Raw genomic sequence first — 24,419 nt, 5'->3', positions numbered from 1 at the left:
CCGCTAGCGCAGCAGCGACTTCAGCGCGTAGGCGATGACCGCGCAGGACAGCGCGCCGGTGATGGAGAGGCCGGCGAACCAGGCCAGCCGCTTCCAGAGGGGCGGAAGCCCATCGCCCGCCTCGGGCGGAGGTTCAATGATAGCCGGCATCGCCGCGTCCTACCTTGCCCCGGAACAGCCAGTACACCCAGACCGTATATCCGAGGATCGCCGGCAGGAGGATGACGACCCCCACCAGCATGAGGCCCAGCGCGTTGTCGGCGTTAGCCGCCTGGCGGAAGTCCAGGTCGTAGGGGACGATGTGGGGAAAGAAGCCCACGGCCAGGCCCACGTATCCCGACAGGAACACGAGGTAGGCCCCGATCAGCGAGGTGGCGTGGTGCGCCTTGCGAATGCCCAGAGCCACGACGCCGAGACCTGTCAGGCCCAGCAGCGGGATCGGCAGCAGAGGCAGGAGCGTCGCGAAGTCGAAGGCGCCGTCCTGGAAGCCCCAGCGGACGGCGATCCGCGGATGCACCAGCAGGGTCGCGATGCTCACGACGGCCAGCAGGGTCGCCGTGGCCGCCGCCGCGATCCAAGCCCATCGGTGCGCACGGACCTGCAGATCGCCGTCCGTGCGCCAGATCAGATAGGTCGCACCGAGCAAGGTGTAGCCGGCCAGCAGGCCCACCGCGACCAGCAGGCTGTAGGGCGTCAGCCAGTCGAACGGCCCGCCGGCGAAGGCGCCGCGTTCGAGGGTCACGCCCTGGATGAAGCCGCCCAGCACCAAGCCCTGGGCGAGGGTGGCGGCGATCGAGCCCCCCGCGAAGGCGGCCGTCCAGAACGCCTTGCCGCGCACCCGGCCGTGGTGGCGGAATTCGAACGCCACGCCGCGCAAGATCAGCGCCAGCAACATCAGGATCACGGGCAGGTACAGGGCCGGCATCAGCGCGGAATAGGCGAAAGGAAACGCCGCGAAGAGTCCGCCGCCCCCCAGGACCAGCCAGGTCTCGTTGCCGTCCCAGACGGGCGCGATGGAGTCCATCATTACGTCGCGCTCGGCGGGCGACGCGGCGAACGGGAACAGGATGCCGATCCCCAGGTCGAAGCCGTCCAACAGGACGTACAGCAGCACGGCGGTGGCGATGATCCCGGCCCAGATCAGCGGCAGGTCCAGCGTCATGGCGCGACCTCCTTCGTGCCGGTGGCCAAGGGGTTGCCAGGCGGCTCGTCGTGCTCGCCAGGCGGCGCCTCCGGCCCCTCGGCGATCAGGCGCAGGATATAGAGCACGCCCACGCTGAAAATGACCGCGTAGATGCCCATGAAGGCGAGGAGCGAGGCGGTGACCTGGCCGGCGCCCACGGGGGAGACGGCGTCGGCGGTACGGAGAATTCCGTAGATCACATAGGGCTGGCGGCCCACCTCGGCGACGACCCACCCGGCGATGACCGCCACGAAGCCGGCGGGCCCCATGACCACCGCCGACCACAGGAACGGGCGCGAATATTCCGGCCCGCGCGTCCGCCAGAGCAGCCATCCGCCCCAGGCGCCCAGCCCGATCATCAGGATGCCCAGGCCCACCATGACCCGGAACGCCCAGAACACGATTAACACGGGCGGCCGGTCCTGTGGCGCAAAGTCCTTCAATCCCTTCACCTCGGCCGATGCGCTGCCGGCGGTGATCAGGCTGCCCATCGCAGGGACGGAAATCTCAAAGCGGTTGCCCTCGATCGCGCGGTCGGGCCACGCGGCGATGTGGAAAGGCTGCTCCGTCCGTGTCTCCCAGAAGGCCTCGATGGCGGCGAGCTTGGCCGGCTGGACATGCATGACCTCTTTCCCGGAGAGGTCGCCGACCAAGAGCTGCAGCGGCGCGACAATGGCGAACATGCCGATGGCCATCCGCAACCCCAGGCAGGGCGCCTCGTCGTCGGCCCCGTGCCGAAGGATCCGCCACGCGGACGCCGCGCCGACCACCAGCGCCGTGGTCAGATAGGCGGCCAGCGCCATGTGCGCGAAGCGCTCGGGGAAGGTCGGCGAAAAGATCACCTGCCACCAGTCGACCGCGCGGAGCGCGCCATCCGGCAGCACCGTGTGGCCGGTCGGATGCTGCATCCAACTGTTGGCGGAGATGATCCAGAAGGCCGAGATCAGCGTGCCCACTGCCACCAGCGCGGTGGCGGTGAAGTGAAGGCCGGGTCCGACCTTCTTCCAGCCGAACAGCATCACGCCGAGGAACGAAGCCTCGAGGAAGAACGCCGTCAGCACCTCGAAGGCCAGCAATGGCCCGATCACCGGCGAAGCCACCGCGGAGAACACGCTCCAGTTGGTTCCCAGCTGGTAGCTCAGCACGACGCCGGAGACGACGCCCATGCCGAACGAGATCGCGAAGATCTTCACCCAGAACAGGTAGAGAGTCTTGAACGCCTCTCGCCGGGTGCCCAGCCAGAGTCCTTCCAGAACCGCCAGGTAACTGGCCAAGCCAATGGTGAAGCTTGGAAAGATGATGTGGAAGGCGATCGTGAACGCGAACTGCAGTCGCGAGAGTATCAGCGCGTCGAGTTCCATCGCCATCCCCGCGGCGCCGCCACCGGACGTTCCAGTGACCTGAACTGCTCCGGCGCCTACAACGTCCAAGCTGAACCGTTGGTCGCTGCGACATGCTGCCGCAGGATTGATCTCGTTGACTATTCCTTGCGAATGACTTGCAAACTTAGTCGCAAGACGCTAGTTGGAGAGCGTCATCCAGGAGCCGTCGGCGCGCCAATGTACGTCTGCAATTGCAATGGCATCCGTGAGCGCGAGGTTCGCGCCGCCATCGCGGCCGGCGCCAGCCGGCCGGTCCAGATCTTCAAGGCTTGCGATTCCGCAGTGCAGTGCGCGCGCTGCGTCTGCGACATGCGGAAGATCCTCGACGAGGAGCGCGAGGCGCTCCGGTTCGCGGCCGAGTAGGCCTCTCCGCGCCTTTTCCGGGCGATCGAGAGGCATTCGCAGCGGGAATCGCATTTTCTTGGCGACCGCAAATCACTTGCAGACATAGGCTTTGACATCTTGGGCCCGCGGGAGGCATCCCCCGCTCAGTGATGGGACGGAGGCTTGGCGGTGCAGGGCGACAAGGCGATCATCAGACTGCTGAACGCAGTGCTCACCAATGAGCTGACCGCGGTCAATCAGTACTATCTGCATGCCCGGATGTACGAGAACTGGGGCTTCGCCCGGCTCGGCAAGATCACCTACGAAGAGTCGATCGGCGAGATGAAGCACGCCGACAAGCTCATCAAGCGCATCCTCTTCCTGGACGGGCTGCCCAACCTGCAGGACTTGCACAAGCTCTCGATCGGCGAATCCGTCGCCGAGGGGTTGGCGGCCGACCTCGGGGTGGAAACCGGCGGTCGGGTGACCCTGATCGAAGGCATCAAGCTCTGCGAGGCGTCAGCCGATTTCGTCAGCCGCGAGATCCTGACCGAGATCCTGTCGGACACCGAGGAGCACATCGACTTCCTCGAGACCCAGCTGTCGCTGATCAAGAGCCTCGGCGAGCAGAACTACCTGCAGAGCGCCCTGGGCGAGCTCGAGGGCGGCGGCGGCCACTAGGTCGTAGGCCGGGCATTGCTTCCCCGGCTCGGCTAGCCCTACCGTCCCGGCCAACGATTGGGGGGAGACGGGCATGGCTGCGGCTGAAGAGGGGTCGCCGGCGCGGGTCGGGTCCAATGCGACGGTGGTCGCGGGGGCCTCGGTCGGCACGGTGTTCGAGTGGTACGACTTCTACCTCTACGGCTCGCTCGCCGGCTTTATCACCCAGCACTTCTTCTCGGGCGTGAACGAGGTCACGGGTTACATCTTCGCCCTCCTCGCCTTCGCCGCGGGGTTCGCGGTGCGGCCGTTCGGGGCCATCGTCTTCGGGCGGCTAGGCGACCTCTGGGGCCGGAAGAACACCTTCCTCGTGACGATGCTGCTGATGGGCCTGTCGACCTTCGTCGTGGGCCTGCTTCCCAGCTACGAGACCATCGGCGTGGCCGCGCCGATCCTGCTGGTCACCCTGCGGCTGGTGCAGGGCCTGGCGCTGGGCGGCGAGTACGGCGGCGCCGCCACCTACGTGGCCGAGCACGCCCCGCCGGGCAAGCGCGGCCTCTACACCAGCTGGATCCAGACGACGGCGACGTTCGGCCTGTTCCTGAGCCTCGTGGTCATCCTGCTGGTCCGCACCAACATCGGCGAAGACGCCTTCAAGGCATGGGGCTGGCGGATCCCGTTCCTGGTCTCGATCCTCTTGCTGGGCGTCTCGCTCTGGATCCGCCTTCGGCTGAACGAGAGCCCGGTGTTCAAGCAGATGGTCGACGAGGGAAAGGCCTCGAAGCGCCCCTTGGCCGAAAGCTTCGGCGAGTGGTCGAACCTGAAACTGGTGATCCTGGCGCTTCTGGGCCTGACCGCCGGCCAGGCGGTGGTCTGGTACACGGGTCAGTTCTACGCCCTGTTCTTCCTGGAGAAGATGCTCAAGGTCGATGGCGCGCTGACCAATACGCTGGTGGCGATCGCCCTGGCGCTGGGCACGCCGTTCTTCGTGTTCTTCGGCTGGCTGTCCGACAAGATCGGGCGCAAGCCGGTGATCCTGGTGGGCTGCGTCGTCGCGGCGTTGACCTATTTCCCGATCTTCAAGGGCCTCACCGAGGCGGCAAACCCCGAACTCGCCCATGCCGCCACGCGGGCGCCGGTCGTCGTGATCGCCCATCCGCAGGCCTGCAGCTTCCAGTTCGATCCGGTCGGCAAGCAGACCTTCAGGACCGGCTGCGACGTGGCCAAGGGCGCCCTGGCCAACGCGGGCGTGCCCTACGTGAACGGCACGCCCCCGATCGACCTGCCGCCGAACAAGGCCAGGATCGTGATTGGCAGCGTGGAGCTCGACGGCCTGGACGCGCGAGACGCGCCGAAGGCCGAGTTCGACGCACAGAAGAAGGCCTGGACTGCGAAATTGGCGACCGAACTCAAGGCCGCCGGCTATCCTGCCAAGGCCGACCCGGCCACGATGAACAAGCCGATGGTGGTCTTCCTGCTGTGGCTGCTGGTGATCTACGTGACCATGGTCTACGGGCCGATCGCCGCGGCGCTGGTGGAGATGTTCCCGGCGCGGATCCGCTACACCTCGATGTCGCTGCCCTACCACCTGGGCAACGGCTGGCTGGGGGGCTTCCTGCCCACGACGGCCTTCGCCATGGTCGCCGCCACCGGGAATATCTACTACGGCCTCTGGTATCCCATCGCGGTGGCAGCCTTCACGGCGGTCGTCGGCTTCCTGTTCCTCAAGGAGATGAAGGGGAATCCGATCGAGGCTTAGGCGTCAGCCGAACCAGCCGTGCTTAGCCAGCGGGATATCCGCCACCTTCTTGACGACATCGCCCGAGCGGCGCTCGACTTCCAGGGCCTCGATATGGCCGTGGATATCGATGCCGCCCATGTTCAGCGCCTGGGCTAGCTTGCGGGCCGCCGGATAATCCTGGGTCGTCGCCACGGTGATGTGCGGCAGGTAGGGCGTGTCGAAGCGTAGGGCCGCCTCGATGTCGCCGACGTGGAGGGCGTCGTACAGCTTCAGGATCGCGCCGAAGCCCTCGTCCGGGATGAGGAAGACGTGGAACCGGCCGACGGTCGGCTCGGGCGCGACGAGGGCCGAGCGCAGGCGGAAACGGATGCGCGGGATGCCGGCGGCCAACTTGCGCACCTGTTCGGCGAAGGCCGCGGGTGTCAGGTCGGCGCCGTGGAACACGAGGGTGAAATAGGGCGGCCCCCGACTGCCGGCACGACGCGAGCGGATATCGGTGAGCCAGGCAAGGTCGGCCTTTTCGAAATGGGGCCGGGCGATGACTTCAAGGGTTTCCATCGGCGTCTCCACCGCCGATTGTGCCTCAAAGGCTCAGCTTCGCCTATCGCGTGCGGCGCCGGCTGGGCCGGCGCCGCAGCGCCCTATTCCGCCGCGACCTTCGTCAGGCCGATCTTCGGGGCCAGTTCGCCCGAGGCGTAGCGCTTGGCCATGGCCGAGAGCGCGATCGGCTTGATGCTGGAGGCGTGGCCGGCGGTGCCGAACTCCTCGAAGCGCTGGACGCACACCTTGCGCATGGCTTCCTTGGCCGGCTTCAGGTAGCCGCGCGGGTCGAACTCGCCGGGCTTCTCGACGAACACCTGGCGAATGGCTGCGGTGATGGCCATGCGGTTGTCGGTGTCGATGTTGATCTTGCGCACGCCGTGCTTGATGCCGCGCTGGATCTCTTCCACCGGCACGCCCCAGGTCTGGGGCATCTCGCCGCCGTACTTGTTGATCAGGTCCTGCAGATCCTGCGGCACCGACGAGGAGCCGTGCATCACCAGGTGGGTGTTGGGCAGGCGGCGGTGGATCTCCTCGATCACGTTCATGGCCAGGACGTCGCCGTCCGGCTTGCGCGTAAACTTGTAGGCGCCGTGGCTGGTGCCCATGGCGATGGCGAGCGCGTCGACCTCGGTGGCCTTCACGAACTCGACGGCCTGGTCCGGGTCGGTCAGCAGCTGATCGTGGCCCAGCTTACCCTCGAAGCCGTGGCCGTCTTCCTTCTCGCCCATGCCGGTTTCCAGCGAACCCAGCACGCCCAGCTCGCCCTCGACCGAGGCGCCGACCCAGTGGGCCATGTCCACGACGTTGCGGGTGACCTTGACGTTGTAGTCGTAGTCGGCCGGCGTCTTGCCGTCGGCCTTCAGCGAGCCGTCCATCATCACCGAGGTGAATCCGTACTGGATCGCCGTGGCGCAGGTGGCCTCGTTGTTCCCGTGGTCCTGATGCATGCAGATCGGGATGTGCGGGTACATCTCGGCCATGGCGTCGATCAGGTGCTTCAGCACGATGTCGTTGGCATACGACCGGGCGCCGCGCGACGCCTGCATGATCACCGGCGAGTCGGTGGCCTCCGCGGCCTCCATGATCGCCAGCGCCTGTTCCATGTTGTTGATGTTGAACGCGGGCACGCCGTAGCCGTGCTCGGCCGCGTGGTCCAAAAGCTGTCGAAGCGTAATCCTGGCCATAACTTCAGGTCCCCACCTGTCTCATTGGGAGAGCGCCGCGACGCCGGGCAGCTCCTTCCCTTCCATCCATTCAAGAAACGCGCCGCCCGCAGTCGATACGAACGTAAAGTCCTGCGAGACGCCGGCCGCGTTCAGAGCCGCCACCGTATCACCCCCGCCGGCCACAGCCACCAGCTTGCCGGATGTGGCGAGCCGGGCGGCGTGCTTCGCGGACTCAACCGTCGCCTTGTCGAACGGTTCCACCTCGAACACGCCGAAGGGTCCGTTCCAGATCAGGGTCTTGGCCTGGTCCATGGCCGCCAGCACCTCGGCCAGCGCCTTCGGGCCGATGTCGAAGATCTTCTCTTCGGCGGCGACGCCGTCCGCCAGCGTCACGGTGCGGCTGGGGGCGTTCGGCGCCAGGTCCTTCGCCACGACCACGTCGACGGGCAGGATCACCTTGCAGCCGGCGGCCTGCGCCTTCTTCAGGATCTCTCGGGCGGTGTCGGCCATCTCCTTCTCGCACAGCGAACCGCCGATCTCGGCGCCTTGCGCGAAGCAGAACGTGTTGGCCATGCCGCCGCCGATGGCGAGGTAGTCCAGCTTGCCGACCAGATTGTTCAGCAGATCCAGCTTGGTGGAGACCTTCGCCCCGCCGACGATGCCGAGGACGGGCCGCTGCGGATTGCCCAGCGCCGCGTCCAGGGCGTCGAGCTCCTTGCGCATCTGCTCTCCGGCGTAGGCGGGCAACAGCCGCGCCAGGCCTTCGGTCGAGGCGTGGGCCCGGTGCGCGGCCGAGAACGCGTCGTTGACGAAGAGGTCGCCATTGGCCGCGAGGGCCTTGGCGAAGTCGGCGTCGTTCTTTTCCTCGCCGGCGTGGTAGCGGACGTTTTCCAGGAGGAGGACGTCGCCGTCCTTCATCGCCGCGACCGCATTGGCGGCGTCGTCGCCGATGCAGTCGTCGGCGAAGGCGACGGTCGTTCCGACCAGCTTGCTCAGCGGGCCGACCACGGGCTTCAGGCTCATCTCGGGGACCCGCTTGCCCTTCGGCCGGTCGAAGTGGGCCAGGAGGATGGTCTTGGCCCCGCCCTTGCGCAGCTTCTCGATGGTGGGCAGCGCGGCCTTCAGGCGAGTGTCGTCGCTGACCGCGCCGTCTTGCATGGGCACGTTGAAGTCCACGCGGACGAGGGCGCGCTTGCCGGACAGGTCTGCGTCGTCGAGGGTCTTGAAGGTCATGGATCGCACACAGCTGAGCCTTCTCCCCTTGCGGGAGAAGGTGTCAGGCGAAGCCTGACGGGTGAGGGGTTCCGCGGCGCGGCGGGCGAAGGGTGGTCAAGGCGGAAATCGCGGAGCGACCCCTCATCCAACCGCCTGCGGCGGCCACCTTCTCCCGCGAGGGGAGAAGGCTGCATGTCGCCGGCCCTGCGCAAAGGCTCTTTAGATCAGCTTCGACATGGCGACGGCGGTGTCGCTCATGCGGGTCGAGAAGCCCCACTCGTTGTCGTACCAGCTGAGGACGCGGCAGAGCCCGCCGTCCACGATCTGGGTCTGCGGCAGGGCCGCGGTCGACGAGGCGGGGTTGTGGTTGAAGTCCATGGAGACCAGCGGCTCCTTGGTCACCGCCAGCACGCCCTTCAGCGCGCCGTTGGCGGCGGCTTCCAGCGCTTCGTTGATCTGGGCGACAGTCACCGCCTTGGACGGCACGAACTTCAGGTCGACGACCGAGACGTTCGGGGTCGGCACGCGGATCGAGGAGCCGTCCAGCTTGCCGGCCAGGGCCGGGATCACCAGGCCCAGGGCCTTTGCGGCGCCAGTCGAGGTCGGGATCATGGACATGGCCGCGGCGCGGGCGCGGTACAGGTCCTTGTGCATCGTATCCAGGGTCGGCTGGTCGCCGGTGTAGGAGTGGATCGTGGTCATGTAGCCACGCTCGATGCCGCACAGCTCCTGCAGCACGTGGGCCACCGGCGCGAGGCAGTTGGTGGTGCACGAGGCGTTGGAGATGATCAGGTCGTCCTTGGTCAGCGACGCGTGGTTGACGCCGTAGACGATGGTCTTGTCGACGCCGTCGCCCGGAGCCGAGATGATCACTCGCTTGGCGCCGGCGTCCAGGTGCGCCTGGGCCTTGTCCTTGGCGGTGAAGATGCCGGTGCATTCCAGGGCGATGTCGACGCCCAGGTCCTTGTGCGGCAGGTCCTTCGGGTCGCGGATCGCCGTGACCTTGATGCGGCCGTGGCCCGCCACCTCGATGAAGTCGCCGTCGACCTTCACCTCGGCCGGGAAGCGGCCGTGCACGCTGTCGTAGCGCAGCAGGTGGGCGTTGGTCTCGACCGGACCCAGGTCGTTGATGGCGACCACCTGGATGTCCTTGCGGCCATGCTCGACAATCGAACGCAGGACCAGGCGGCCGATGCGACCGAAACCGTTGATGGCGACGCGGACAGCCATGGGGCGGAGCTCCTTGAGATTTTTCGTGTGGCGGGGTTCTTCAGGTGAGAACCCGCGAAGTCAACCCCTTGCCCTCTGGGAGAGAGCAAGAGACTGACCCTGCGGCGCGGGCCTGCAAGACCGGCGCCGGACCGCGATGTGCCGAATTGGAGCGGTCGCCCGCCTTGTCCGGCCGGCGCGCGCCGCGTCAGTCTTCGTTCCGCATGAGGAAGTGGCCGGTGAGGCCGGCGATCGGCTGCGAGCGGCTGTCCTGCCAGGCCTCGACCTGCACGTTCGCGACGCGCCGGCCCACCTTGCGCAGGATCGCGCGTGCATAGGTGTCCTGGGCCCGGCCCGAGCGCAGGTACTCGATGGTGATGTCGATAGTCTTCGGCACGCGTTTCCCCGGCGCCGCGAGCGAGAGCTGGGCCAGCGCCGTCAGCTCCATGAACGCGCCGATCGCCCCGCCGTGCAGGGCGGGCAGGATCGGGTTGCCGATCAGGCCCTGGCGGAACGGCAGGACGGCGGTCATCTCGTCGCCCGCCAGCTCGACGCGCATCCCGAGGAAGCGGACGTAGGGCACGGTCTGCAGAAAGCCGTCGAGGCCTTGGATCGCTGCGTCTTCCATGCGCTCAGGCCTTCAGCGGCTGGGCGCGGGTGTTGAGCATGAACGCCGCCTGGGCGGTGGCCACCAGGTCGCCGCGTTCGACGTCCCAGGCCTCGGCCCGCACGAAGCCCACGGTGCGGGTCAGGTGGTAGGCGTGCGCTTCGGCGGTGACGCCCATCCGGGGGGCGGCCGGGCGCAGGTAGTCGATCCGTAGGTCCAGGGTGGCGATCGGCGCCATCTCGTCCATGGAGGAGTTGATGGCCAGCCCGCAGGCGTGGTCGATCAGCGCCGTGACGACGCCCGAGGCGATGACACCGGTCTCGGGATCGCCCACCAGTTCCTCGCGCCAGGGCGCCGACATCACGCCGCGACCCTTCGCGATCGAGACCAGCTTGAGGCCCAGGGCGTCGGCGTGGGGCGCCATCAGCATCCGCTCGGGCAGCGGGGCGGTATTGAAGTCGGACATGACCCCTGGGTAGGGACCTGACGGGCAGGTAAGTCAATGTGCGGAGCCTTCGCCGCGCCCCTACATTGAAGAGTGATGATCCGTCCCCAGGACCTGCTCTGCCCGAAGCCCGAGGGGCTCTACTGCGCCCCCGGCGACTTCTACATCGATCCTGTGCGGCCCGTGGCCCGGGCGGTGATCACCCACGGACACTCCGACCACGCGCGCGCCGGACATGGCGCCGTGCTGGCGACGCGCGAGACCCTGGACATCATGGGCGAACGCTACGGTCTGGACTTCGCGCACTCGACGCAGGGCGCAGCCTACGGCGAGTCGGTGGACCGCGACGCGGTGCAAGTCACCCTGGTCCCCGCCGGCCACGTCCTAGGCTCGGCCCAGGCGGTGGTGCGGTGGAAGGGCCTGACCATGGTCGTTTCCGGCGACTACAAGCGCCGCCGCGATCCCACCTGCCCACCGTTCGAACCCGTTCCCTGCGACGTCTTCATCTCGGAGGCGACCTTCGGCCTGCCCGTCTTCCGCCACCCCGACGACCGCGAGGAGGTCGCCCGCCTGCTGCGCTCGGTGGCCCAGTTCCCTGAGCGCAGCCACATCGTCGGCGCCTACGCCCTGGGTAAGGCGCAGCGGATCATCCGCCTGCTGCGCGAGGCCGGCTGGGACCAGACTATCTACGTGCACGGCGCGCTGGAGCGGCTTAACGCCCTCTACGAGCGACACGGGATCGACCTCGGCCCGCTGGCGCCCGCCACCACGGCCAAGAAAGCCGATTTCGCGGAACAGGTCATCGTCGCCCCGCCCTCGGCGATGCAGGACCGCTGGAGCCGCCGCTTCCCCGAGCCGGTGGCCGCCTTCGCCTCAGGCTGGATGCAGATCCGCGCACGAGCCAAACAGAAGGGCGTCGAACTGCCCCTGGTGATCTCGGACCACGCCGACTGGGACGAACTGACCGCCACCGTCGACGAACTGCGCCCCGGCGAACTCTGGATCACCCACGGCCGCGAGGAGGCCCTGGCCCGCTGGGCGACCCTCCACGACATCCCGGCCCGCGCGCTCGCGCTGGTCGGCTACGAGGACGACGAGGACAGCTAGGATGCGCGCCTTCGCCGAACTCCTCGACCGGTTGTCGCTGACGTCTTCGCGGAACGCCAAGCTGACGATGGTGCGCGACTACCTGCGCGAGACGCCCGACCCGGACCGCGGCTGGGCGCTGGCGGCGCTCACCGGCGACCTGACCTTCGACGCCGCCAAGCCGGCGTTCATTCGCAAGGCCGTCGAGGCGCGGATGGACCCACAGCTCTTCTGGTGGAGCTACGACTATGTCGGCGACTTGGCCGAAGCCGTGTCGCTGGTCTGGCCCGCGCGGCCGGGCGCCAACCGCGAGCCCGAGCTCAGCGAGGTCATCGAGGCGCTGCGCACCGCCGGCCGCGGCGAGGTGCAGAAGCTGATCGAGGGCTGGCTGGACGCCATGCGCGAGCCCCGCGAACGCTGGGCGCTGCTGAAGCTGATGACCGGTGCGCTGCGGGTCGGCATGACCGCCCGCCTGGCCAAGCGCGCCGCCGCCGAGATGGGCGGCGTCGACCCTGCCGAGATCGAGGAGCTGTGGCACGCGCTTCATCCGCCCTACGAGGACCTGTTTGCCTGGCTGGAGGGACGCTCTGAGAAGCCGTCGGCCGAGCATCCAGCCCGCTTCCGGCCGGTGATGCTGGCCCAGGCGATCGACGAGGCGGTCGATTTCGCCAAGCTCGACCCGGCGGACTACGCCGCCGAGTGGAAGTGGGATGGCATCCGCGTGCAGGCGGCGCACGAGGGCGGCCTGCGCCGGCTCTACACGCGCACCGGCGACGACATCTCGCGCACCTTCCCCGACGTCCTCGACGCCCTGGAGGAAGAGGGCGTGATCGACGGCGAGCTCTTGGTGATCCGCGACGGCAAGGTGGCGCCCTTCGCCGACCTTCAGCAGCGGCTGAACCGCAAGACGGTCGACGCCAAGCTGATGGCGGCCTTCCCGGCGGCGATCCGCGCCTACGACATCCTGCAGATCGGCCCCGAGGACACCCGGTCCCTGCCGTTCGCCGAGCGCCGCAAGCGGCTGGAGGCCTTTGTGGCGAAGGAGGCCAGCCCGCGCATCGACCTCTCCCCCATGCAGCCCTTCGCGACCTGGGCCGAACTCACCGACCTGCGCGCCAGCCCGCCCGAGGGCGATCCGCAGATCGCCGAGGGCCTGATGCTGAAGCGCTGGGATTCCGAGTACGTCGCTGGCCGCCCCAAGGGGCCGTGGTTCAAGTGGAAGCGCGACCCGTTCCTCGTGGACGCGGTGCTGATGTACGCGCAGCGCGGCCACGGCAAGCGCTCCAGCTACTATTCCGACTACACCTTCGGCGTCTGGACGCAGGACGCCGCCGGTCAGCGCCTGCTCACGCCCGTGGGCAAGGCCTACTTCGGCTTCACCGACGAGGAACTGCTGCAGATCGACAAGTTCGTCCGCGACAACACCGTCGAGCGCTTCGGACCGGTGCGCTCGGTCCGCGCCGAGCCGCGCCACGGCCTGGTGTTCGAGGTGGCGTTCGAGGGCCTTCAGCGCTCGACGCGCCACAAGTCCGGCGTGGCCATGCGCTTCCCCCGCATCAACCGCCTCCGCTGGGACAAGCCGCCCGGCGAGGCCGACGAACTCGAGGCCCTGGAGCGGCTGCTGATCCAGATGGAGGGCCGATGAGGCGGCGCTTGCGGCGAAGCGGGCCGGGCGCCAGACAGGCGAGATGACTTCGAGCGAAATCGCCCTCGCCCCCAAGATCGACATCCCCTTTGTGCGGCCCCTGCGCACGGGCGACGAACTGGCCTCGGTCCAGGATGCGATCGACCGCCGGTGGTTGGCGGGCGACAACTCTGCGACGCGTTCGGCCGAGGGCTACCTGCGCGAGGCGCTCGGCGTGGCGCACGCGTTGCTGACGCCGTCCGGCACCGCGGCGCTCGAACTCGCCGCACTGCTCGCCGACCTGGGCGAGGGCGACGAGGTGGTCATGCCGTCCTACACGTTCTCGTCCACCGCCAACGCCGTCGTCCTGCGCGGGGCCACGCCGGTGTTCGTGGACGTGCGGGCCGACACTCTCAACATCGACGTCAATCTGATCGCCCCGGCCCTGACGGAGCACACGCGGGCGATCATGGTGGTCCACTACGCGGGCGTGCCCTGCGACATGGATCCCATCATGGCGCTCGCCGCGGAGAAGGGCCTGGTGGTGATCGAGGACGCCGCCCAGGCATTGCACGCCCGCTACAAGGGACGCGCCGCCGGCGCCCTGGCCGACATGGGCGCCTTCAGCTTCCACGAGACGAAGAACATCCACTGCGGGGAGGGCGGCGCCTTCACCTGCCAGGGCTCGGACTGGGGCCGCCGCGCCGAGATCATCCGCGAGAAGGGCACGAACCGGGCGGCGTTCTTCCGTGGCGAGATCGACAAATACACCTGGATCGACGTCGGCTCGTCGTTCCTGCCGAGCGAACTGAACGCCGCCTTCCTTTGCGCCCAGCTCGAGCGCTCTCGCGAGATCACCGGCAGGCGGATCGAGCTGTGGTCGGAGTACGACGCGGCCCTGGGTGGCCTGCACGACGCGGGCCTGGCGCTGACGCCGCAGATCCCGGCCGACTGCGAGCACAACGCCCACATCTACCACCTGCGCTTCCCGTCCGTGGAACGCCGCACCGCCGTGCTGCAGGCCATGCGGCGCGCCGGCGTTCAGGGCACCTCGCACTACGTTCCGCTGCACTCGGCGCCGGCGGGGCGGCGCTACGGCCGGTACGTGGGCGAGATGACCAACACCGACGCCGCGGGCGACGGCCTCATGCGCCTGCCGCTCTGGTCCGAAATGACCGACGAACAGGTCTCGCGGGTGATCGACGCGGTGCGCGCGGCGATCGGCTGACGCCCGTCACGGCGCGAGCTGCGGCCGCACCAGGTCCTGCATGCGTTCGCTCATCCCGAGCATCTCGTCCCGGCTCTCGAAGCGGAGGAACAGGATGCCCAGCTTGTGCGTCAGCACGTCCTCGATCACTTCGCCCGGCTTCCACCAGAGCATGCTGTCGATGATCTTGGGCTCGACCGCGGGGTCGATCGTCAGCCCCGTGATCGTGCCCGTCTCGCGGCTCATGATGCAGTGCCGGAGGAAATGGCCCGCCGGCTCGCGCTGGCTCACCTCGCCCAGGTCGAGCCCGCATGCGGCGCGCACGATCAGCGACGGATAGTCCACGCCCGTCGCGTGCTGCACGAGGCTGACATACAGGTCGCCGGGCGGCCGGCGGCAGATCTCGATGATCACCGGGCGGCCCGCATGCAGGATGTACTGGATGTGGACGATGCCATCCACGAGCCGCAGCAGACCGGCGATGTGCTCGGTCGTGGCGATCAGGTCCCGCGCGGTCTCGTCGGGAACCTGGGCCGGAGTCGACGCCGCCGACACCATGTAGGGGTTCAGGAAGTAGTGCTCGTTGTCCTGGAAGTGGAAGGCGACCCGACCGCGCGTCAGCATGCAGGTGAAGCCGTGCCGGCTACCCTCGATGAATTCCTCCAGCACGATCCGTCCGGCGCGGGTCGCCGAAAACGCCTTGTCCAGCGCCGCGTCCAGGGCCGCGCGGTCGCGGGCCACCGAGATGCCCTTGCCGCCTGTCAGGTCCACCGGCTTCACGATCAGCGGGAAAGTGAGGTCGGAGGCGGCCTGCCTTGCCTCGGCGATGGAGGCGCACCCCTGTGCGCGCGGCGTCGCGACGCCGTTCGCCATCGCGAAGGCGCGGTACAGGTCCTTGTGATGCAGCGTGCAGGCGACGTCATACGGGTCGTGGCCGGGCAGGCCGAGCGCCTCGGCCGCCCAGGCGCAGGAGAGCGCCGAGAAGTCGTTGCAGCTTGCGCACAGGGCATCGACCTCCAGCCGTTTCGCCAGCGCCAGGATCGCCGCCTTGTCCGAGAAGTCCTCCAGGCAGGTCTCGTCGGCGTGGGCGTGCCCCAGGTCCTGCGGGCGGTTGCCGCTCGTGATGACGTGGTAGCCCAAGGCCTGCGCCGCCTTGATCATCGGGATGTCGGCGTGGCCGCCACCCGCCAACAGCATTCTTCGCCTCTGGGCGCTCACGTCGGATCCTCGAATGGGTGGCGCGCTGCCTAGCCGAAATCCGTCCTACTTCCGAGGGAGGAAATACATCACGGTCTCGGTGAAGCCCTCGGTGTAGTGTCGCAGGCGGAGTTCATAATCGTCTCGGATTTCAAGCACTTGCCGGGGGATGTCCACCATGTCTCCGGGGTTGTGGTAGACGCTGATCGCCATCCGCGGGTGGTGCGCCTCAATGACGCCGCGAGCGCCCGCGATCGCCGACGACTCCGCGCCCTCGATATCCATCTTTAGGAACGTGAAGGGCACGTCCCGATACTTGTCGAGGGGCTCGATCTTCACGGTCACCGACCCGCCCTCGGTCACCCGCGAGCTCGATCCGGCGGGGTTGAAGCTGGCCGTCCCCTCGCTGGCGCCGACCGCCGCGGCGACAAAATGGACGCGCGGGTCATCGCCCAGCCTCCGGCGCGCCACGGCAAGGTTCTGCTCGTTGGGCTCGAAGACGTAGATGCCCTTGTAGTCCGGGCGCCGCCCCGCGAACGCATGCGAGGTGATGCCGTCGTAGGCCCCGATGTCCGCGAAGATCTCCTGGTCGCTGTAGGCGATGAAATTCTCGAAGTACTGCCGCGCCTGGGTGTCGGAGAACGGCCGCATGGCGTCCAGGTCGTACGTCAGCCGGAAACGGATCAGCCGCGAGAGCACCTCCCGCGAAAAGGGATCGGCGAGCCGCGCGAAGAGGTCGTCGTACCGGGCCTTGTCGCTCTGGAAATGCTCGGTGAAGCCGACCCAGTAGTCGATCGGTTCGAGCGCCAGCCCGGACTCGCGGAGGAACGCGTAGTAGTCGAGCTGGTCGTAGCCGAACGTGTCGATCCGGCGTTGCGCGGTGATGGGCCGGCCGACCGGGACGCAGTTCAGGACCAGCGCGTCACCCGGCAGTGCGTCCAGCTTGACGATTGGCTTGCCCAGGAATTCGGTGTCGGCCGCGAAGTCGTCCACGAACCCGTCGAGCGGAACCTGGCGAGCGACGCTGACCGCGTACTTGTTCCGGCCGAGCACGAACCGCGGCCGCCCGCCGGCCATGAACTCGCGGCAGAACCATTTGGCGCGCTCCGCCGACAGCGTCTCGACGTTGAGGATATCCATCTGCCGTTCCCGATCAGTCCACGGCCCCGGCGAGCGCCGGGACGGGCGTCCAGGCCCGCGTCCTGGCGGAGGTCGCCATGGCCTCGAGCGCGAGCAGACCCTGTACCGCATCCGTGGCGCCAAAGACGAAGTCGGAAGTCGAGGGGCGCCCCTCGCTCCGCGCCAACAGGCTCATCCCGATGTCGTCGTACAGATTGGCGAAGGCCTCGATGAACCCGGCCGGATGCCCCACCTTGAAGCGGGTGTATCTGCCCTCGGCGGCCAGTCGCGCCTCGACGCTGGCGCGGTCGATCGCCGACAGCTCGCCGTGCACGTTGTGCAGCCGCAGCTCCTCGGGCTCCATCTGGAACCACTCCGCGGCGCCGTTGGAGCCGTATACGCGTAGGCGCAGGCCGTTGCGGTGCCCCAACGCCGACTTGCTGAACCAGAACGAGCCGTCCACGCCGTCGGAATAGCGGGCCATGCACATGACATTGTCGATGATGCCCGGAAAATTGCCGTGGCTGCTTTGCATCGCCACGACCTCGACGGCGTGACCGCCTGTCAGGAACTGCACCAGGTGATGGAGGTGCACCCCGAGATCCAGCGAGATGGTCGGTATCGGGCCGTCCTGGAGGCGCCACGCCTGGGGCGACGCGGGCTCGCCGCCCGGACCGAGGCGGGTGAACCCCTCCTGGGGCATCTCAACGTGCACCTGCGTGATCCGGCCCAGCCGGCCCTCCTGGACCATCCGGCGCAGCTCCCGCACCATCGGATAGCCGGTGTAGTTGTAGGTGACGGCCAGGAAACCGTCCGAAGCCTTCACGGCCTCGGCGATACGGATCGCTTCGGTGGTGGTGCCCGCCAGCGCCTTCTCGCAGATCACCGCGAAACCCTTGCTCAGCGCCTCCAGCACCAGCTCGGTGTGGTCCGGTGTCGGCACGAGCACCACCACGGCGTCGAGCTTGCCGGCCTCGCGCTCCAGCAGTTCGCTTGCGGCGCCGTAGGTGCGCGCCTCGTCGATGTCCCACCGGCTCGCCGTCTGCTCGTTGACCTCGGCGCGACGGCTGAAGACGCCCGCGTCCACGGAGAACAGGCCATCCATGCGGGACGCGATGAAGTGCGTCGTCCCCACGGCGGAGTTCCAGCCACCCCCAATAAAGCCCAGCGATAGCGTCTTGCGATTCATTCAGGTCTCAGTACGTGGGTTTGTTGGGTCCTTGGAGCAGGAAATCCTGTCCGCTTAAAGGGCCGCGGATCGAACCGGGCGTGTTGGGCGCGGCGTCTACTTGGACGCGAGCACGTTGCAGAACCGCTTGCCGCTCGTGTCGTCGCGGAACTGCTGTTCCATCTCGGAGATCGACATCCGCGTCTTGAGGTAGTCGTCCACGACGACCACCTCGCTGAATCCGAGACTGCGCAGGAACGTCGGAAACTCGCGCGCGTCGAAGCCCGCATTGCGCATCCACGCCGGCGCCCATTCGGTGATGAGCCGCATCGGCGCATTGGCTGCGATCGTCTTTCGAAGCCCCTCCAGCACCGGGACCTCGTCGCCCTGAACGTCGCATTTCACGAAATCGATGCGCCCGTCGAAGGACGGTTCCCGCGCCAGCAGATTGTCGAGCCGGTCGATCGGCGCCGAGATCTTCCGGGTCTCCGCGATGAAGGGGCTCGGCGCGACGCCTGAGTTGACGAAATCCTCGGTCAGGAAAAATTCGGTCTCGCCCGTCCTGTCGCCCGCCGCCGACTCGATGATGGTCACGTTCGGGAAGCGTGCGGTGTTGGCCGCCAGGATGGGGACGACCGACGGCGAGGCCTCCACCGAATAGACCCGTCCCGTGGGCCCCACGATCGACGCCGCCAGCACCGAGAAGAAGCCGAAGTTCGCGCCGATATCGAGGAAGACGTCGCCGGCCTTGAGGTTCTCGACGATCGTAGCGGTCGTCAGCGGTTCGAAATCGGAAAAGATCTTCTCCAGGCTGTCGGGGACATCGAGGTACAGCCCGTCCACAATTCTCGCTTTGAACATATGTCGTTTCCGGAACTCGTTCGGCGGATGGGTCGGTTGGCGACGGAGCGCGGCGTACGAATACGGCGCCTGCGGGGCGTATCAAGCCCGGCCCGCCTCGCGCCGTTCCTCTATGAGTTCCACGAAGTGCTGCGCCATCGACTGGCCCAGGACCTGCGGATCGGAAAAATAGCGGGCGATGAAGGCCTTCGAGGCAAGGCCGGCGGCCGCACGTGCGTCGGGATCGTCGATCAGGCGACCGGCCATCGCGAGGTATTGCTCCGGCGTCCGGGCAACCGAGATCAGCGGCTCTGCATCACTTCCCATGATCGCACGCAGCTCGGCGCGCTCCTCGGCCGCGCCGTCGTCGCCCTCGGTCAGCGGCTTCAGGAACGCCCACAGGCCCGTCTGCTCGGCCTCGGGAGAGTCATAGATCACCACTGGCTTGGCCGCGGCCATCGCCTGATACAGCGTGAATCCGCAGGGGAAGGGGAACGTGTCCAGGAAGATGTCGGCGACCTGCGCGTAGAGCCGCGTATTGACCCAACCGATGAAGTGCGCCCGGTCCGCGACGCCCGCTGCCTCGAACGCCTGAACGACCTTGGGATCCTTCTCGCGACCCGCCCACAGGAAGATCGCCTCCGGGTGGGCCGTCAGCACCGCCGACATGGCGCTGAGATACGCCGGGTCACGCATCTTTTCGGTTCGCGCCAGGGTCATGAGCACGATCGATCCGCCCAGCGCGGCCCGCAGCTCCGCCGCCTCGGCCTCGAACCCCGGATCGTACCAGTCATCGGCGCCCATCTGGCCCATCCGCCAGCGCCGCCCGCGCAGCGTTCCGTAGTGGGTCAGCGCGCTGCCGGTGACGTACCCGTCGATGTCCGGGTTCGAGAAGTTCCGGTACTTCATCGCCAGCCAGGTCTGAACCGGCGCGATGCGGAGGCCAAAAGCGAGCGGCAGCATGGTGACCAGGCTCACCCACACGAGCTCCTGGACGCCATCCTTCGCCACCATTTCGCGCAGGCGAAGGATGCGCGTCCACGGAGAGGTCTGCGTCTCGGGGAACAGCTCGTTCAGCATCACCAGGCGGACGCCCAAGGCCGCCAGCGCCTGCTCCATCGGCGGGCTCTTGCCGCCAAAGCAGTACACCGTGGGCTCGAACGGCTGCTCGTCCAGCATCCGATAGCCCTTCAGCGTGTTCAGCAGCACCTCGATGTGGGCCAGCATCGAGGCGTTGTGGATGAAGAACCCGACCTTGTACGGCGCCTCCAGCGAGGGCTGCGGGAGGGCCGGCAGCTCGTCGCGCCACGCGTGGGCCGCCCGGGTGAACAGAGGCGCGATCCGCTCCATGCAAAACGCGAAGTGCGCCTCGGTCTCGGTCGATTTGACGTAGCCCTCGTACAGCACCGACTCGGCGGCCATCGCGCCGTCCATCTCGCGGCGGTCGAGCAGTATCGACAGGACCGGGAGCGCGATCTTGAGGAAGGCGGCGTCCTTGCGCGCGCTCCGCTCCTTCGTGCCGAAGCCCGCCGCGCGCAGCACCTGCACCGCAAAGGCCGCCAACTGGTGCGGCGCGATCCGCTTCATCAAGTCGAGGATCATCGACACGATGTCATCCGGCAGGCCGATAGTCGTCGCGGTCGCTGTCAGGTTCAGCCAGACGTTGGTGCTGCTGTCGCCTTGCCGGATCGCGTCCACGAGCAGAGCCTTCGCCTGTTCGCCTTGGTCCTGCCGGAGCGCGCAGACTCCGCGCACATGCTGCGCCTGCGGAAAGAGCGGATGGCCGGCCCCGATGTGCGCCACGAGAGCCGCGGCCTCCGAGGATGGCTGCCTCTGCTCCAGGAGTTTCCAGGCGCGTTGGATCGCATCCTGCGGTGAAGGGTCCGGGCTCGCCTCACCTGGCGTGACGGAGGCTGGCAAGTCGGCCATGGGGTGGCTGAGGTCCCTGATTTCGTCGGCGCTTCGTTGCAGGTCTATGGCATGGATCGATCGCCGGAATCACCCGTCGCCGGGCGCGACGGCTTCACGGCAGCAGGTCTTCCTTGGCCAGGAACGCCTTCAGGTCCCCGCCCTCGAACAGCACACCGCGGATCCCGGCCCGCAGCGCCGCCTCCAGGTCGGACGGCTTGTCGCCGATCAGCAGCGAGGCCTCGGGATCGATGGGCCAATCCTGCAGCGCCTGCAGGATCATGCCTGGGTTGGGCTTGCGCAGCGGTGGGTCGGGGTGGCGGTAGGCCTCCACCGGCGCGTCGGGGTGCTGGGGCGCATGGTAGAAGGCGTCGATGTGAGCGCCGGCCTCGGCCAGGTCCTGCCGCATGCGCGCATGCAGCGCGTGGACGTCGTCCTCGGCATAGTACCCGCGGCCCACGCCCGACTGGTTCGTCACCACGATCACCAGCCAGCCCGCCGCGTTGAACGCCGCCACCGTCTCCCGCGCGCCAGGGATCCAGTGGAAATCCTCCCAGCGGTGAACATAACCCTTGTCCTCGTTGAGCACGCCGTCGCGATCGAGGAACAGGGCGGGCTTGGCTGTCGGAGCGGGCACGGGAACGATCATACCGTCTCGGGAGGGCGGACGGGTTCCAAAAAGCCTGATTCCAGCCTTAGGGTCTCATGGGTTCCCTCCATGAGGCGCGATTTGGCCGACGTCCTGACGATCGACGACCTGCGCGTCGACTTCGACACCCACGACGGCGTCGTCCCGGCGGTACGAGGGGTGTCGCTGGCCGTGGCGCGGGGCGAGACCCTGGGCGTGGTCGGCGAGAGCGGCTCGGGCAAGAGCCAGACCTTCATGGCCGCCATGGGCCTGCTGGCCCGCAACGGCCGGGCGTCGGGTTCGGTGAAGCTGCATGGCCAGGAGCTGCTCGACCTGAAGCCGCGCGAGTTGAACCGGGTGCGCGGCTCGAAGATGACCATGATCTTCCAGGACCCGCTGACCGCGCTGACGCCCCACGTGCGGATCGGCGAGCAGATCGCCGAGCCCCTGCGGCTGCACCTCGGCCTTTCCGACGCCGACGCCCGGGCGCGAGCGCTGGAATGGCTGGGCCGGGTGCGCATCCCCGACGCGACGCGGCGGATGCGCCAGTATCCGCACGAGCTGTCGGGCGGCATGCGCCAGCGGGTGATGATCGCCGCGGCCATGGCGCCTGGGCCCGAGCTGCTGATCGCCGACGAGCCCACCACGGCGCTGGACGTCACGGTCCAGGCGGAGATCCTCGACCTGATGGCCGAGCTGCAGCGGGCCACCGGCACGGCGCTGGTTCTGATCACCCACGACATGGGCGTGATCGCCCGGCTGGCCGACCGGGTCTGCGTGATGAGGGCGGGCGCCTACGTCGAGGCGGGGCCGGCCGCCGACATCTTCCACGCGCCGAAGGACGACTACACCCGCGCCCTGCTGGCGGCGATCCCGCGGCTGGACCGCGCCGACCGGGGCGGGCGGCCAGAGATCGCGCCCGCGCCCGCCGAAGCGCCGGTGGTGGCCGAGGGGCGCGACGTGAAGGTCCATTTCCCGATCCGCGACGGCCTGTTCGGCGCGCCGCGCACCCTGCGCGCCGTCGACGGCGTCTCGTTCACGGTGCGCGAGGGCGAGACCCTGGGCATCGTGGGCGAAAGCGGCTCGGGCAAATCGACCCTGGCGCGGGCCGTGCTGAACCTGCTGCCAGCCACCGGCGGCGTGGTCACCCTGATGGGCCGCGACATCACCCACGCCGACCGCGAGGCGATGCGGGCCGCCCGCAAGGACCTGCAGATCGTCTTCCAGGACCCGCTGGCCAGCCTCGACCCGCGCATGACCATCGGCACGTCCATCGCCGAGCCGCTCACCGTCTTCCGTCCCGACCTGGACGGGGCCGCGCGCGAAGCCGAGGTCCGGGCGATGATGGCCCGCGTCGAGCTCGATCCGGCCCTGATCAACCGCTATCCGCACGAGCTGAGCGGCGGCCAGAACCAGCGCGTCGGCATCGCTCGCGCCATGATTCTGAAGCCTCGCCTGGTGATCTGCGACGAGGCGGTGTCGGCTCTGGATGTCGGCGTCCGCGCCCAGATCATCGACCTGCTGATCCAGCTCCAGCGCGAGATGGGCCTGGCGATGATCTTCATCAGCCACGACCTGGCCGTGGTGCGCGAGATCAGCCACCGCGTGCTGGTGCTCTACCTGGGCCGCGTCATGGAGCTGGCCGACCGAGACCGCATCTGGCGGGCGCCGCAGCATCCCTACACCAAGGCCCTGCTCTCGGCCGCGCCGATCCCGGACCCCGACGTCGAGCGCACCCGCCAGCGCCTGAAACTGGTCGGCGAGCCCCCTAGCCCGATGGATCCGGGCGCCGCGTTCCGCTTCGCACCGTCCAAGCTGAACAGCGGCCGCCCGCCCGAACTGCGCGAGGTCGCGCCGGGCCACTTGGTGGCCGAGTTCGACGCCGACTAGCCGCTGCGTTGCAGCAAAGCCCCGTGGTCGTTAGGTTGCGCGCCTTTCCGAACAGCCGGCCGCGCCCATGACCCTCGCCTTCGACGACATCCTTGCCGCGCAAGAGCGGCTGAAGGGTCATATCGAGCGCACCCCCTGCCGCTTCTCCCGCACGCTCAGCGAGATCACCGGCGCCAAGGTCTGGGTGAAGTTCGAGAACCTGCAGTTCACGGCCGCCTACAAGGAGCGCGGCGCGCTGAACAAGCTGCTGCAGCTGGGCGAGAACGTCCGCTCGCGGGGCGTGATCGCCGCCTCGGCCGGCAACCACGCCCAGGGCCTGGCCTACCACGCCGCCCGCCTCGGGATCCCCGTCACCATCGTCATGCCCAAGGGCACGCCCTTCGTGAAGGTGCAGCAGACCCGCAACCACGGCGCCGAGGTGGTGATCGAGGGCGACGGCTATGACGACGCCTCGGCGGTGGCGCGTCGGCTCTGCGACGAGCGCGAGCTGACCTTCGTGCACCCCTTCGACGATCTCGACGTCATCGCCGGCCAGGGCACGGTGGCGCTGGAGATGCTGGAGGACGTGCCCGACCTCGAGATGCTGCCGATCCCGATCGGCGGCGGCGGCCTGATCGCCGGCATGGCGACCGCGGCCAAGCACATCAAGAAGGACATCGGCATCGTGGGCCTGGAGCCGGCGATGTTTCCCTCGTTCACCGCCAAGATGCGCGGCGTCCGCACCGCCCAGGCCAACGGGACCTCCACCATCGCCGAGGGCATCGCGGTAAGGGAGGTGGGCGAGCATACCTACGCCATCGCCCGTCCGCTGATCGACGAGGTGCTGCTGATCGAGGAGCCCTATTTCGAGCGCGGCATCGCCCTCTACACGAACGTCGAAAAGACGGTGGCCGAGGGCGCCGGAGCCGCCTCGCTGGCGGGGCTGCTGGCCTATCCCGAGCGCTTCCGCGGCAAGACCTGCGGTCTGGTGATCACCGGCGGCAACATCGACACCCGCCTGCTGGCCTCGGTGCTGACGCGCGAGTTGGTGCGCGAGAGCCGCATCGTTTCCCTGCGGATCATCGGCGACGACCGGCCGGGCCTGCTGGCCAACGTCTCGGCGATCATCGGCCAGATGGGCGCCAACATCATCGAAGTGGCGCACAACCGTCTGGCGCTCGACGTGCCGGCCAAGGGCGCCGAGTTTGACGTCATGATCGAGACCCGCGACGCCCAGCACACCAAGGAGGTGATGGACGCCCTGCGAGAACGCGGCTACCCGCCGCGCGTCGTCTGAG

At 68.2% G+C, this 24,419-nt stretch carries 23 protein-coding genes; 8 read left to right on the top strand and 15 right to left on the bottom strand.

Going from position 1 to position 24,419, the window contains the following annotated elements:
- Positions 1 to 3: 3 nt before the first annotated feature.
- The 3 genes from ACODSY_RS02165 to ACODSY_RS02155 are packed head-to-tail and all read right to left on the bottom strand — an operon-like array spanning position 4 to position 2,544.
- Entirely contained in the window at positions 4 to 150 is a 147-nt protein-coding gene (locus tag ACODSY_RS02165; protein WP_488949983.1) for a hypothetical protein, read from the bottom strand.
- Complete coding sequence (cydB, locus tag ACODSY_RS02160; RefSeq protein WP_488949982.1) at positions 134 to 1,162, bottom strand: cytochrome d ubiquinol oxidase subunit II; 1,029 nt, start codon at positions 1,160 to 1,162, stop codon at positions 134 to 136. The genes ACODSY_RS02165 and cydB overlap by 17 nt, the downstream gene beginning before the upstream one ends.
- The gene (locus ACODSY_RS02155) at positions 1,159 to 2,544 is read right to left on the bottom strand and encodes a cytochrome ubiquinol oxidase subunit I (RefSeq protein ID WP_488949981.1); all 1,386 of its coding nucleotides are present in this window, start codon (positions 2,542 to 2,544) and stop codon (positions 1,159 to 1,161) included. Before ACODSY_RS02155 ends, cydB begins: the two co-directional genes overlap by 4 nt.
- Before the next feature lie 198 nt (positions 2,545 to 2,742).
- On the opposite strand from ACODSY_RS02155, the gene ACODSY_RS02150 reads away from it, so the two are divergent.
- The 3 genes from ACODSY_RS02150 (at position 2,743) to ACODSY_RS02140 (ending at position 5,308) form a co-directional block, all read left to right on the top strand.
- A complete protein-coding gene (locus tag ACODSY_RS02150) occupies positions 2,743 to 2,928 on the top strand; it encodes a (2Fe-2S)-binding protein (protein WP_488949980.1) in 186 nt (61 codons plus the stop codon).
- Positions 2,929 to 3,078: 150 nt separating this feature from the next.
- Entirely contained in the window at positions 3,079 to 3,570 is a 492-nt protein-coding gene (gene bfr / locus ACODSY_RS02145; protein WP_488949979.1) for a bacterioferritin, read from the top strand.
- Between the two features lie 73 nt (positions 3,571 to 3,643).
- Positions 3,644 to 5,308 carry an MFS transporter gene (locus tag ACODSY_RS02140; protein WP_488949978.1) on the top strand — a complete coding sequence of 555 codons (1,665 nt, stop codon included), beginning with the start codon at positions 3,644 to 3,646 and terminating at the stop codon, positions 5,306 to 5,308.
- A gap of 3 nt (positions 5,309 to 5,311) precedes the next feature.
- Here ACODSY_RS02140 and ACODSY_RS02135 read toward each other — a convergent pair whose 3' ends face one another.
- The 6 genes from ACODSY_RS02135 to ACODSY_RS02110 form a co-directional block, all read right to left on the bottom strand.
- Positions 5,312 to 5,848: a 2'-5' RNA ligase family protein gene (locus ACODSY_RS02135; protein ID WP_488949977.1), complete on the bottom strand. Its 537-nt coding sequence runs from the start codon at positions 5,846 to 5,848 to the stop codon at positions 5,312 to 5,314.
- An 83-nt stretch (positions 5,849 to 5,931) separates the two neighbouring features.
- Positions 5,932 to 7,017, bottom strand: a complete 1,086-nt coding sequence (fba, locus tag ACODSY_RS02130) for a class II fructose-bisphosphate aldolase (protein WP_488949976.1) — start codon at positions 7,015 to 7,017, stop codon at positions 5,932 to 5,934.
- 21 nt (positions 7,018 to 7,038) lie between these two features.
- Positions 7,039 to 8,232: a phosphoglycerate kinase gene (locus ACODSY_RS02125; RefSeq protein WP_488949975.1), complete on the bottom strand. Its 1,194-nt coding sequence runs from the start codon at positions 8,230 to 8,232 to the stop codon at positions 7,039 to 7,041.
- Positions 8,233 to 8,433: 201 nt separating this feature from the next.
- Positions 8,434 to 9,444: a type I glyceraldehyde-3-phosphate dehydrogenase gene (gap, locus tag ACODSY_RS02120; protein WP_488949974.1), complete on the bottom strand. Its 1,011-nt coding sequence runs from the start codon at positions 9,442 to 9,444 to the stop codon at positions 8,434 to 8,436.
- 187 nt (positions 9,445 to 9,631) lie between these two features.
- Positions 9,632 to 10,051 carry a PaaI family thioesterase gene (locus ACODSY_RS02115; protein ID WP_488949973.1) on the bottom strand — a complete coding sequence of 140 codons (420 nt, stop codon included), beginning with the start codon at positions 10,049 to 10,051 and terminating at the stop codon, positions 9,632 to 9,634.
- Positions 10,052 to 10,055: 4 nt separating this feature from the next.
- Entirely contained in the window at positions 10,056 to 10,496 is a 441-nt protein-coding gene (locus ACODSY_RS02110) for a PaaI family thioesterase (protein WP_488949972.1), read from the bottom strand.
- A 75-nt stretch (positions 10,497 to 10,571) separates the two neighbouring features.
- Between ACODSY_RS02110 and ACODSY_RS02105 the strand changes: the two genes are divergently transcribed.
- Genes ACODSY_RS02105 through rffA form a run of 3 tightly spaced genes read left to right on the top strand, consistent with a single transcriptional unit; the run spans position 10,572 to position 14,413 of the window.
- The gene (locus ACODSY_RS02105) at positions 10,572 to 11,582 is read left to right on the top strand and encodes a ligase-associated DNA damage response exonuclease (RefSeq protein WP_488949971.1); all 1,011 of its coding nucleotides are present in this window, start codon (positions 10,572 to 10,574) and stop codon (positions 11,580 to 11,582) included.
- A gap of 1 nt (position 11,583) precedes the next feature.
- Positions 11,584 to 13,206 carry a cisplatin damage response ATP-dependent DNA ligase gene (locus ACODSY_RS02100; RefSeq protein ID WP_488949970.1) on the top strand — a complete coding sequence of 541 codons (1,623 nt, stop codon included), beginning with the start codon at positions 11,584 to 11,586 and terminating at the stop codon, positions 13,204 to 13,206.
- Positions 13,207 to 13,249: 43 nt separating this feature from the next.
- A complete protein-coding gene (gene rffA, locus ACODSY_RS02095; protein WP_488949969.1) occupies positions 13,250 to 14,413 on the top strand; it encodes a dTDP-4-amino-4,6-dideoxygalactose transaminase in 1,164 nt (387 codons plus the stop codon).
- A 6-nt stretch (positions 14,414 to 14,419) separates the two neighbouring features.
- Here rffA and ACODSY_RS02090 read toward each other — a convergent pair whose 3' ends face one another.
- The 6 genes from ACODSY_RS02090 to ACODSY_RS02065 all read right to left on the bottom strand — a co-directional run bounded on the left by ACODSY_RS02090 (position 14,420) and on the right by ACODSY_RS02065 (position 21,273).
- Positions 14,420 to 15,589 carry an ATP-grasp domain-containing protein gene (locus ACODSY_RS02090; RefSeq protein WP_488949968.1) on the bottom strand — a complete coding sequence of 390 codons (1,170 nt, stop codon included), beginning with the start codon at positions 15,587 to 15,589 and terminating at the stop codon, positions 14,420 to 14,422.
- A gap of 66 nt (positions 15,590 to 15,655) precedes the next feature.
- Positions 15,656 to 16,729, bottom strand: coding sequence for an FkbM family methyltransferase (locus ACODSY_RS02085; RefSeq protein WP_488949967.1), 1,074 nt, complete (start codon positions 16,727 to 16,729; stop codon positions 15,656 to 15,658).
- A gap of 13 nt (positions 16,730 to 16,742) precedes the next feature.
- Complete coding sequence (locus tag ACODSY_RS02080; protein ID WP_488949966.1) at positions 16,743 to 17,897, bottom strand: Gfo/Idh/MocA family protein; 1,155 nt, start codon at positions 17,895 to 17,897, stop codon at positions 16,743 to 16,745.
- A gap of 96 nt (positions 17,898 to 17,993) precedes the next feature.
- Positions 17,994 to 18,737 (bottom strand): FkbM family methyltransferase, encoded by a 744-nt coding sequence (locus ACODSY_RS02075; RefSeq protein WP_488949965.1) that lies wholly within the window; start codon positions 18,735 to 18,737, stop codon positions 17,994 to 17,996.
- A gap of 81 nt (positions 18,738 to 18,818) precedes the next feature.
- Entirely contained in the window at positions 18,819 to 20,645 is a 1,827-nt protein-coding gene (locus ACODSY_RS02070) for a glycosyltransferase (RefSeq protein ID WP_488949964.1), read from the bottom strand.
- Positions 20,646 to 20,739: 94 nt separating this feature from the next.
- Positions 20,740 to 21,273: a D-glycero-alpha-D-manno-heptose-1,7-bisphosphate 7-phosphatase gene (locus tag ACODSY_RS02065; RefSeq protein ID WP_488949963.1), complete on the bottom strand. Its 534-nt coding sequence runs from the start codon at positions 21,271 to 21,273 to the stop codon at positions 20,740 to 20,742.
- A gap of 69 nt (positions 21,274 to 21,342) precedes the next feature.
- Between ACODSY_RS02065 and ACODSY_RS02060 the strand changes: the two genes are divergently transcribed.
- A complete protein-coding gene (locus ACODSY_RS02060; RefSeq protein WP_488949962.1) occupies positions 21,343 to 23,142 on the top strand; it encodes an ABC transporter ATP-binding protein in 1,800 nt (599 codons plus the stop codon).
- Positions 23,143 to 23,209: 67 nt separating this feature from the next.
- A complete protein-coding gene (locus tag ACODSY_RS02055; RefSeq protein ID WP_488949961.1) occupies positions 23,210 to 24,418 on the top strand; it encodes a threonine ammonia-lyase in 1,209 nt (402 codons plus the stop codon).
- Position 24,419 lies beyond the last annotated feature (1 nt).

The sequence above is a fragment of the Phenylobacterium sp. FG114 genome (genome assembly GCF_057809855.1).
Note: the sequence above shows the minus strand (reverse complement) of the source record. Positions and strands in the feature narration are given on the sequence as shown.

Excerpts from the sequence above, each read along its gene's own strand:
- ACODSY_RS02165 (WP_488949983.1), bottom strand. The coding sequence starts at position 150 with ATGCCGGCTATCATTGAACCTCCGCCCGAGGCGGGCGATGGGCTTCCG.
- cydB (WP_488949982.1), bottom strand. The coding sequence starts at position 1,162 with ATGACGCTGGACCTGCCGCTGATCTGGGCCGGGATCATCGCCACCGCC.
- ACODSY_RS02155 (WP_488949981.1), bottom strand. The coding sequence starts at position 2,544 with ATGGAACTCGACGCGCTGATACTCTCGCGACTGCAGTTCGCGTTCACG.
- ACODSY_RS02150 (WP_488949980.1), top strand. The coding sequence starts at position 2,743 with ATGTACGTCTGCAATTGCAATGGCATCCGTGAGCGCGAGGTTCGCGCC.
- ACODSY_RS02140 (WP_488949978.1), top strand. The coding sequence starts at position 3,644 with ATGGCTGCGGCTGAAGAGGGGTCGCCGGCGCGGGTCGGGTCCAATGCG.
- ACODSY_RS02135 (WP_488949977.1), bottom strand. The coding sequence starts at position 5,848 with ATGGAAACCCTTGAAGTCATCGCCCGGCCCCATTTCGAAAAGGCCGAC.
- fba (WP_488949976.1), bottom strand. The coding sequence starts at position 7,017 with ATGGCCAGGATTACGCTTCGACAGCTTTTGGACCACGCGGCCGAGCAC.
- ACODSY_RS02125 (WP_488949975.1), bottom strand. The coding sequence starts at position 8,232 with ATGACCTTCAAGACCCTCGACGACGCAGACCTGTCCGGCAAGCGCGCC.
- gap (WP_488949974.1), bottom strand. The coding sequence starts at position 9,444 with ATGGCTGTCCGCGTCGCCATCAACGGTTTCGGTCGCATCGGCCGCCTG.
- ACODSY_RS02115 (WP_488949973.1), bottom strand. The coding sequence starts at position 10,051 with ATGGAAGACGCAGCGATCCAAGGCCTCGACGGCTTTCTGCAGACCGTG.
- ACODSY_RS02110 (WP_488949972.1), bottom strand. The coding sequence starts at position 10,496 with ATGTCCGACTTCAATACCGCCCCGCTGCCCGAGCGGATGCTGATGGCG.
- ACODSY_RS02105 (WP_488949971.1), top strand. The coding sequence starts at position 10,572 with ATGATCCGTCCCCAGGACCTGCTCTGCCCGAAGCCCGAGGGGCTCTAC.
- ACODSY_RS02100 (WP_488949970.1), top strand. The coding sequence starts at position 11,584 with ATGCGCGCCTTCGCCGAACTCCTCGACCGGTTGTCGCTGACGTCTTCG.
- rffA (WP_488949969.1), top strand. The coding sequence starts at position 13,250 with ATGACTTCGAGCGAAATCGCCCTCGCCCCCAAGATCGACATCCCCTTT.
- ACODSY_RS02090 (WP_488949968.1), bottom strand. The coding sequence starts at position 15,589 with ATGCTGTTGGCGGGTGGCGGCCACGCCGACATCCCGATGATCAAGGCG.
- ACODSY_RS02085 (WP_488949967.1), bottom strand. The coding sequence starts at position 16,729 with ATGGATATCCTCAACGTCGAGACGCTGTCGGCGGAGCGCGCCAAATGG.
- ACODSY_RS02080 (WP_488949966.1), bottom strand. The coding sequence starts at position 17,897 with ATGAATCGCAAGACGCTATCGCTGGGCTTTATTGGGGGTGGCTGGAAC.
- ACODSY_RS02075 (WP_488949965.1), bottom strand. The coding sequence starts at position 18,737 with ATGTTCAAAGCGAGAATTGTGGACGGGCTGTACCTCGATGTCCCCGAC.
- ACODSY_RS02070 (WP_488949964.1), bottom strand. The coding sequence starts at position 20,645 with ATGGCCGACTTGCCAGCCTCCGTCACGCCAGGTGAGGCGAGCCCGGAC.
- ACODSY_RS02065 (WP_488949963.1), bottom strand. The coding sequence starts at position 21,273 with ATGATCGTTCCCGTGCCCGCTCCGACAGCCAAGCCCGCCCTGTTCCTC.
- ACODSY_RS02060 (WP_488949962.1), top strand. The coding sequence starts at position 21,343 with ATGAGGCGCGATTTGGCCGACGTCCTGACGATCGACGACCTGCGCGTC.
- ACODSY_RS02055 (WP_488949961.1), top strand. The coding sequence starts at position 23,210 with ATGACCCTCGCCTTCGACGACATCCTTGCCGCGCAAGAGCGGCTGAAG.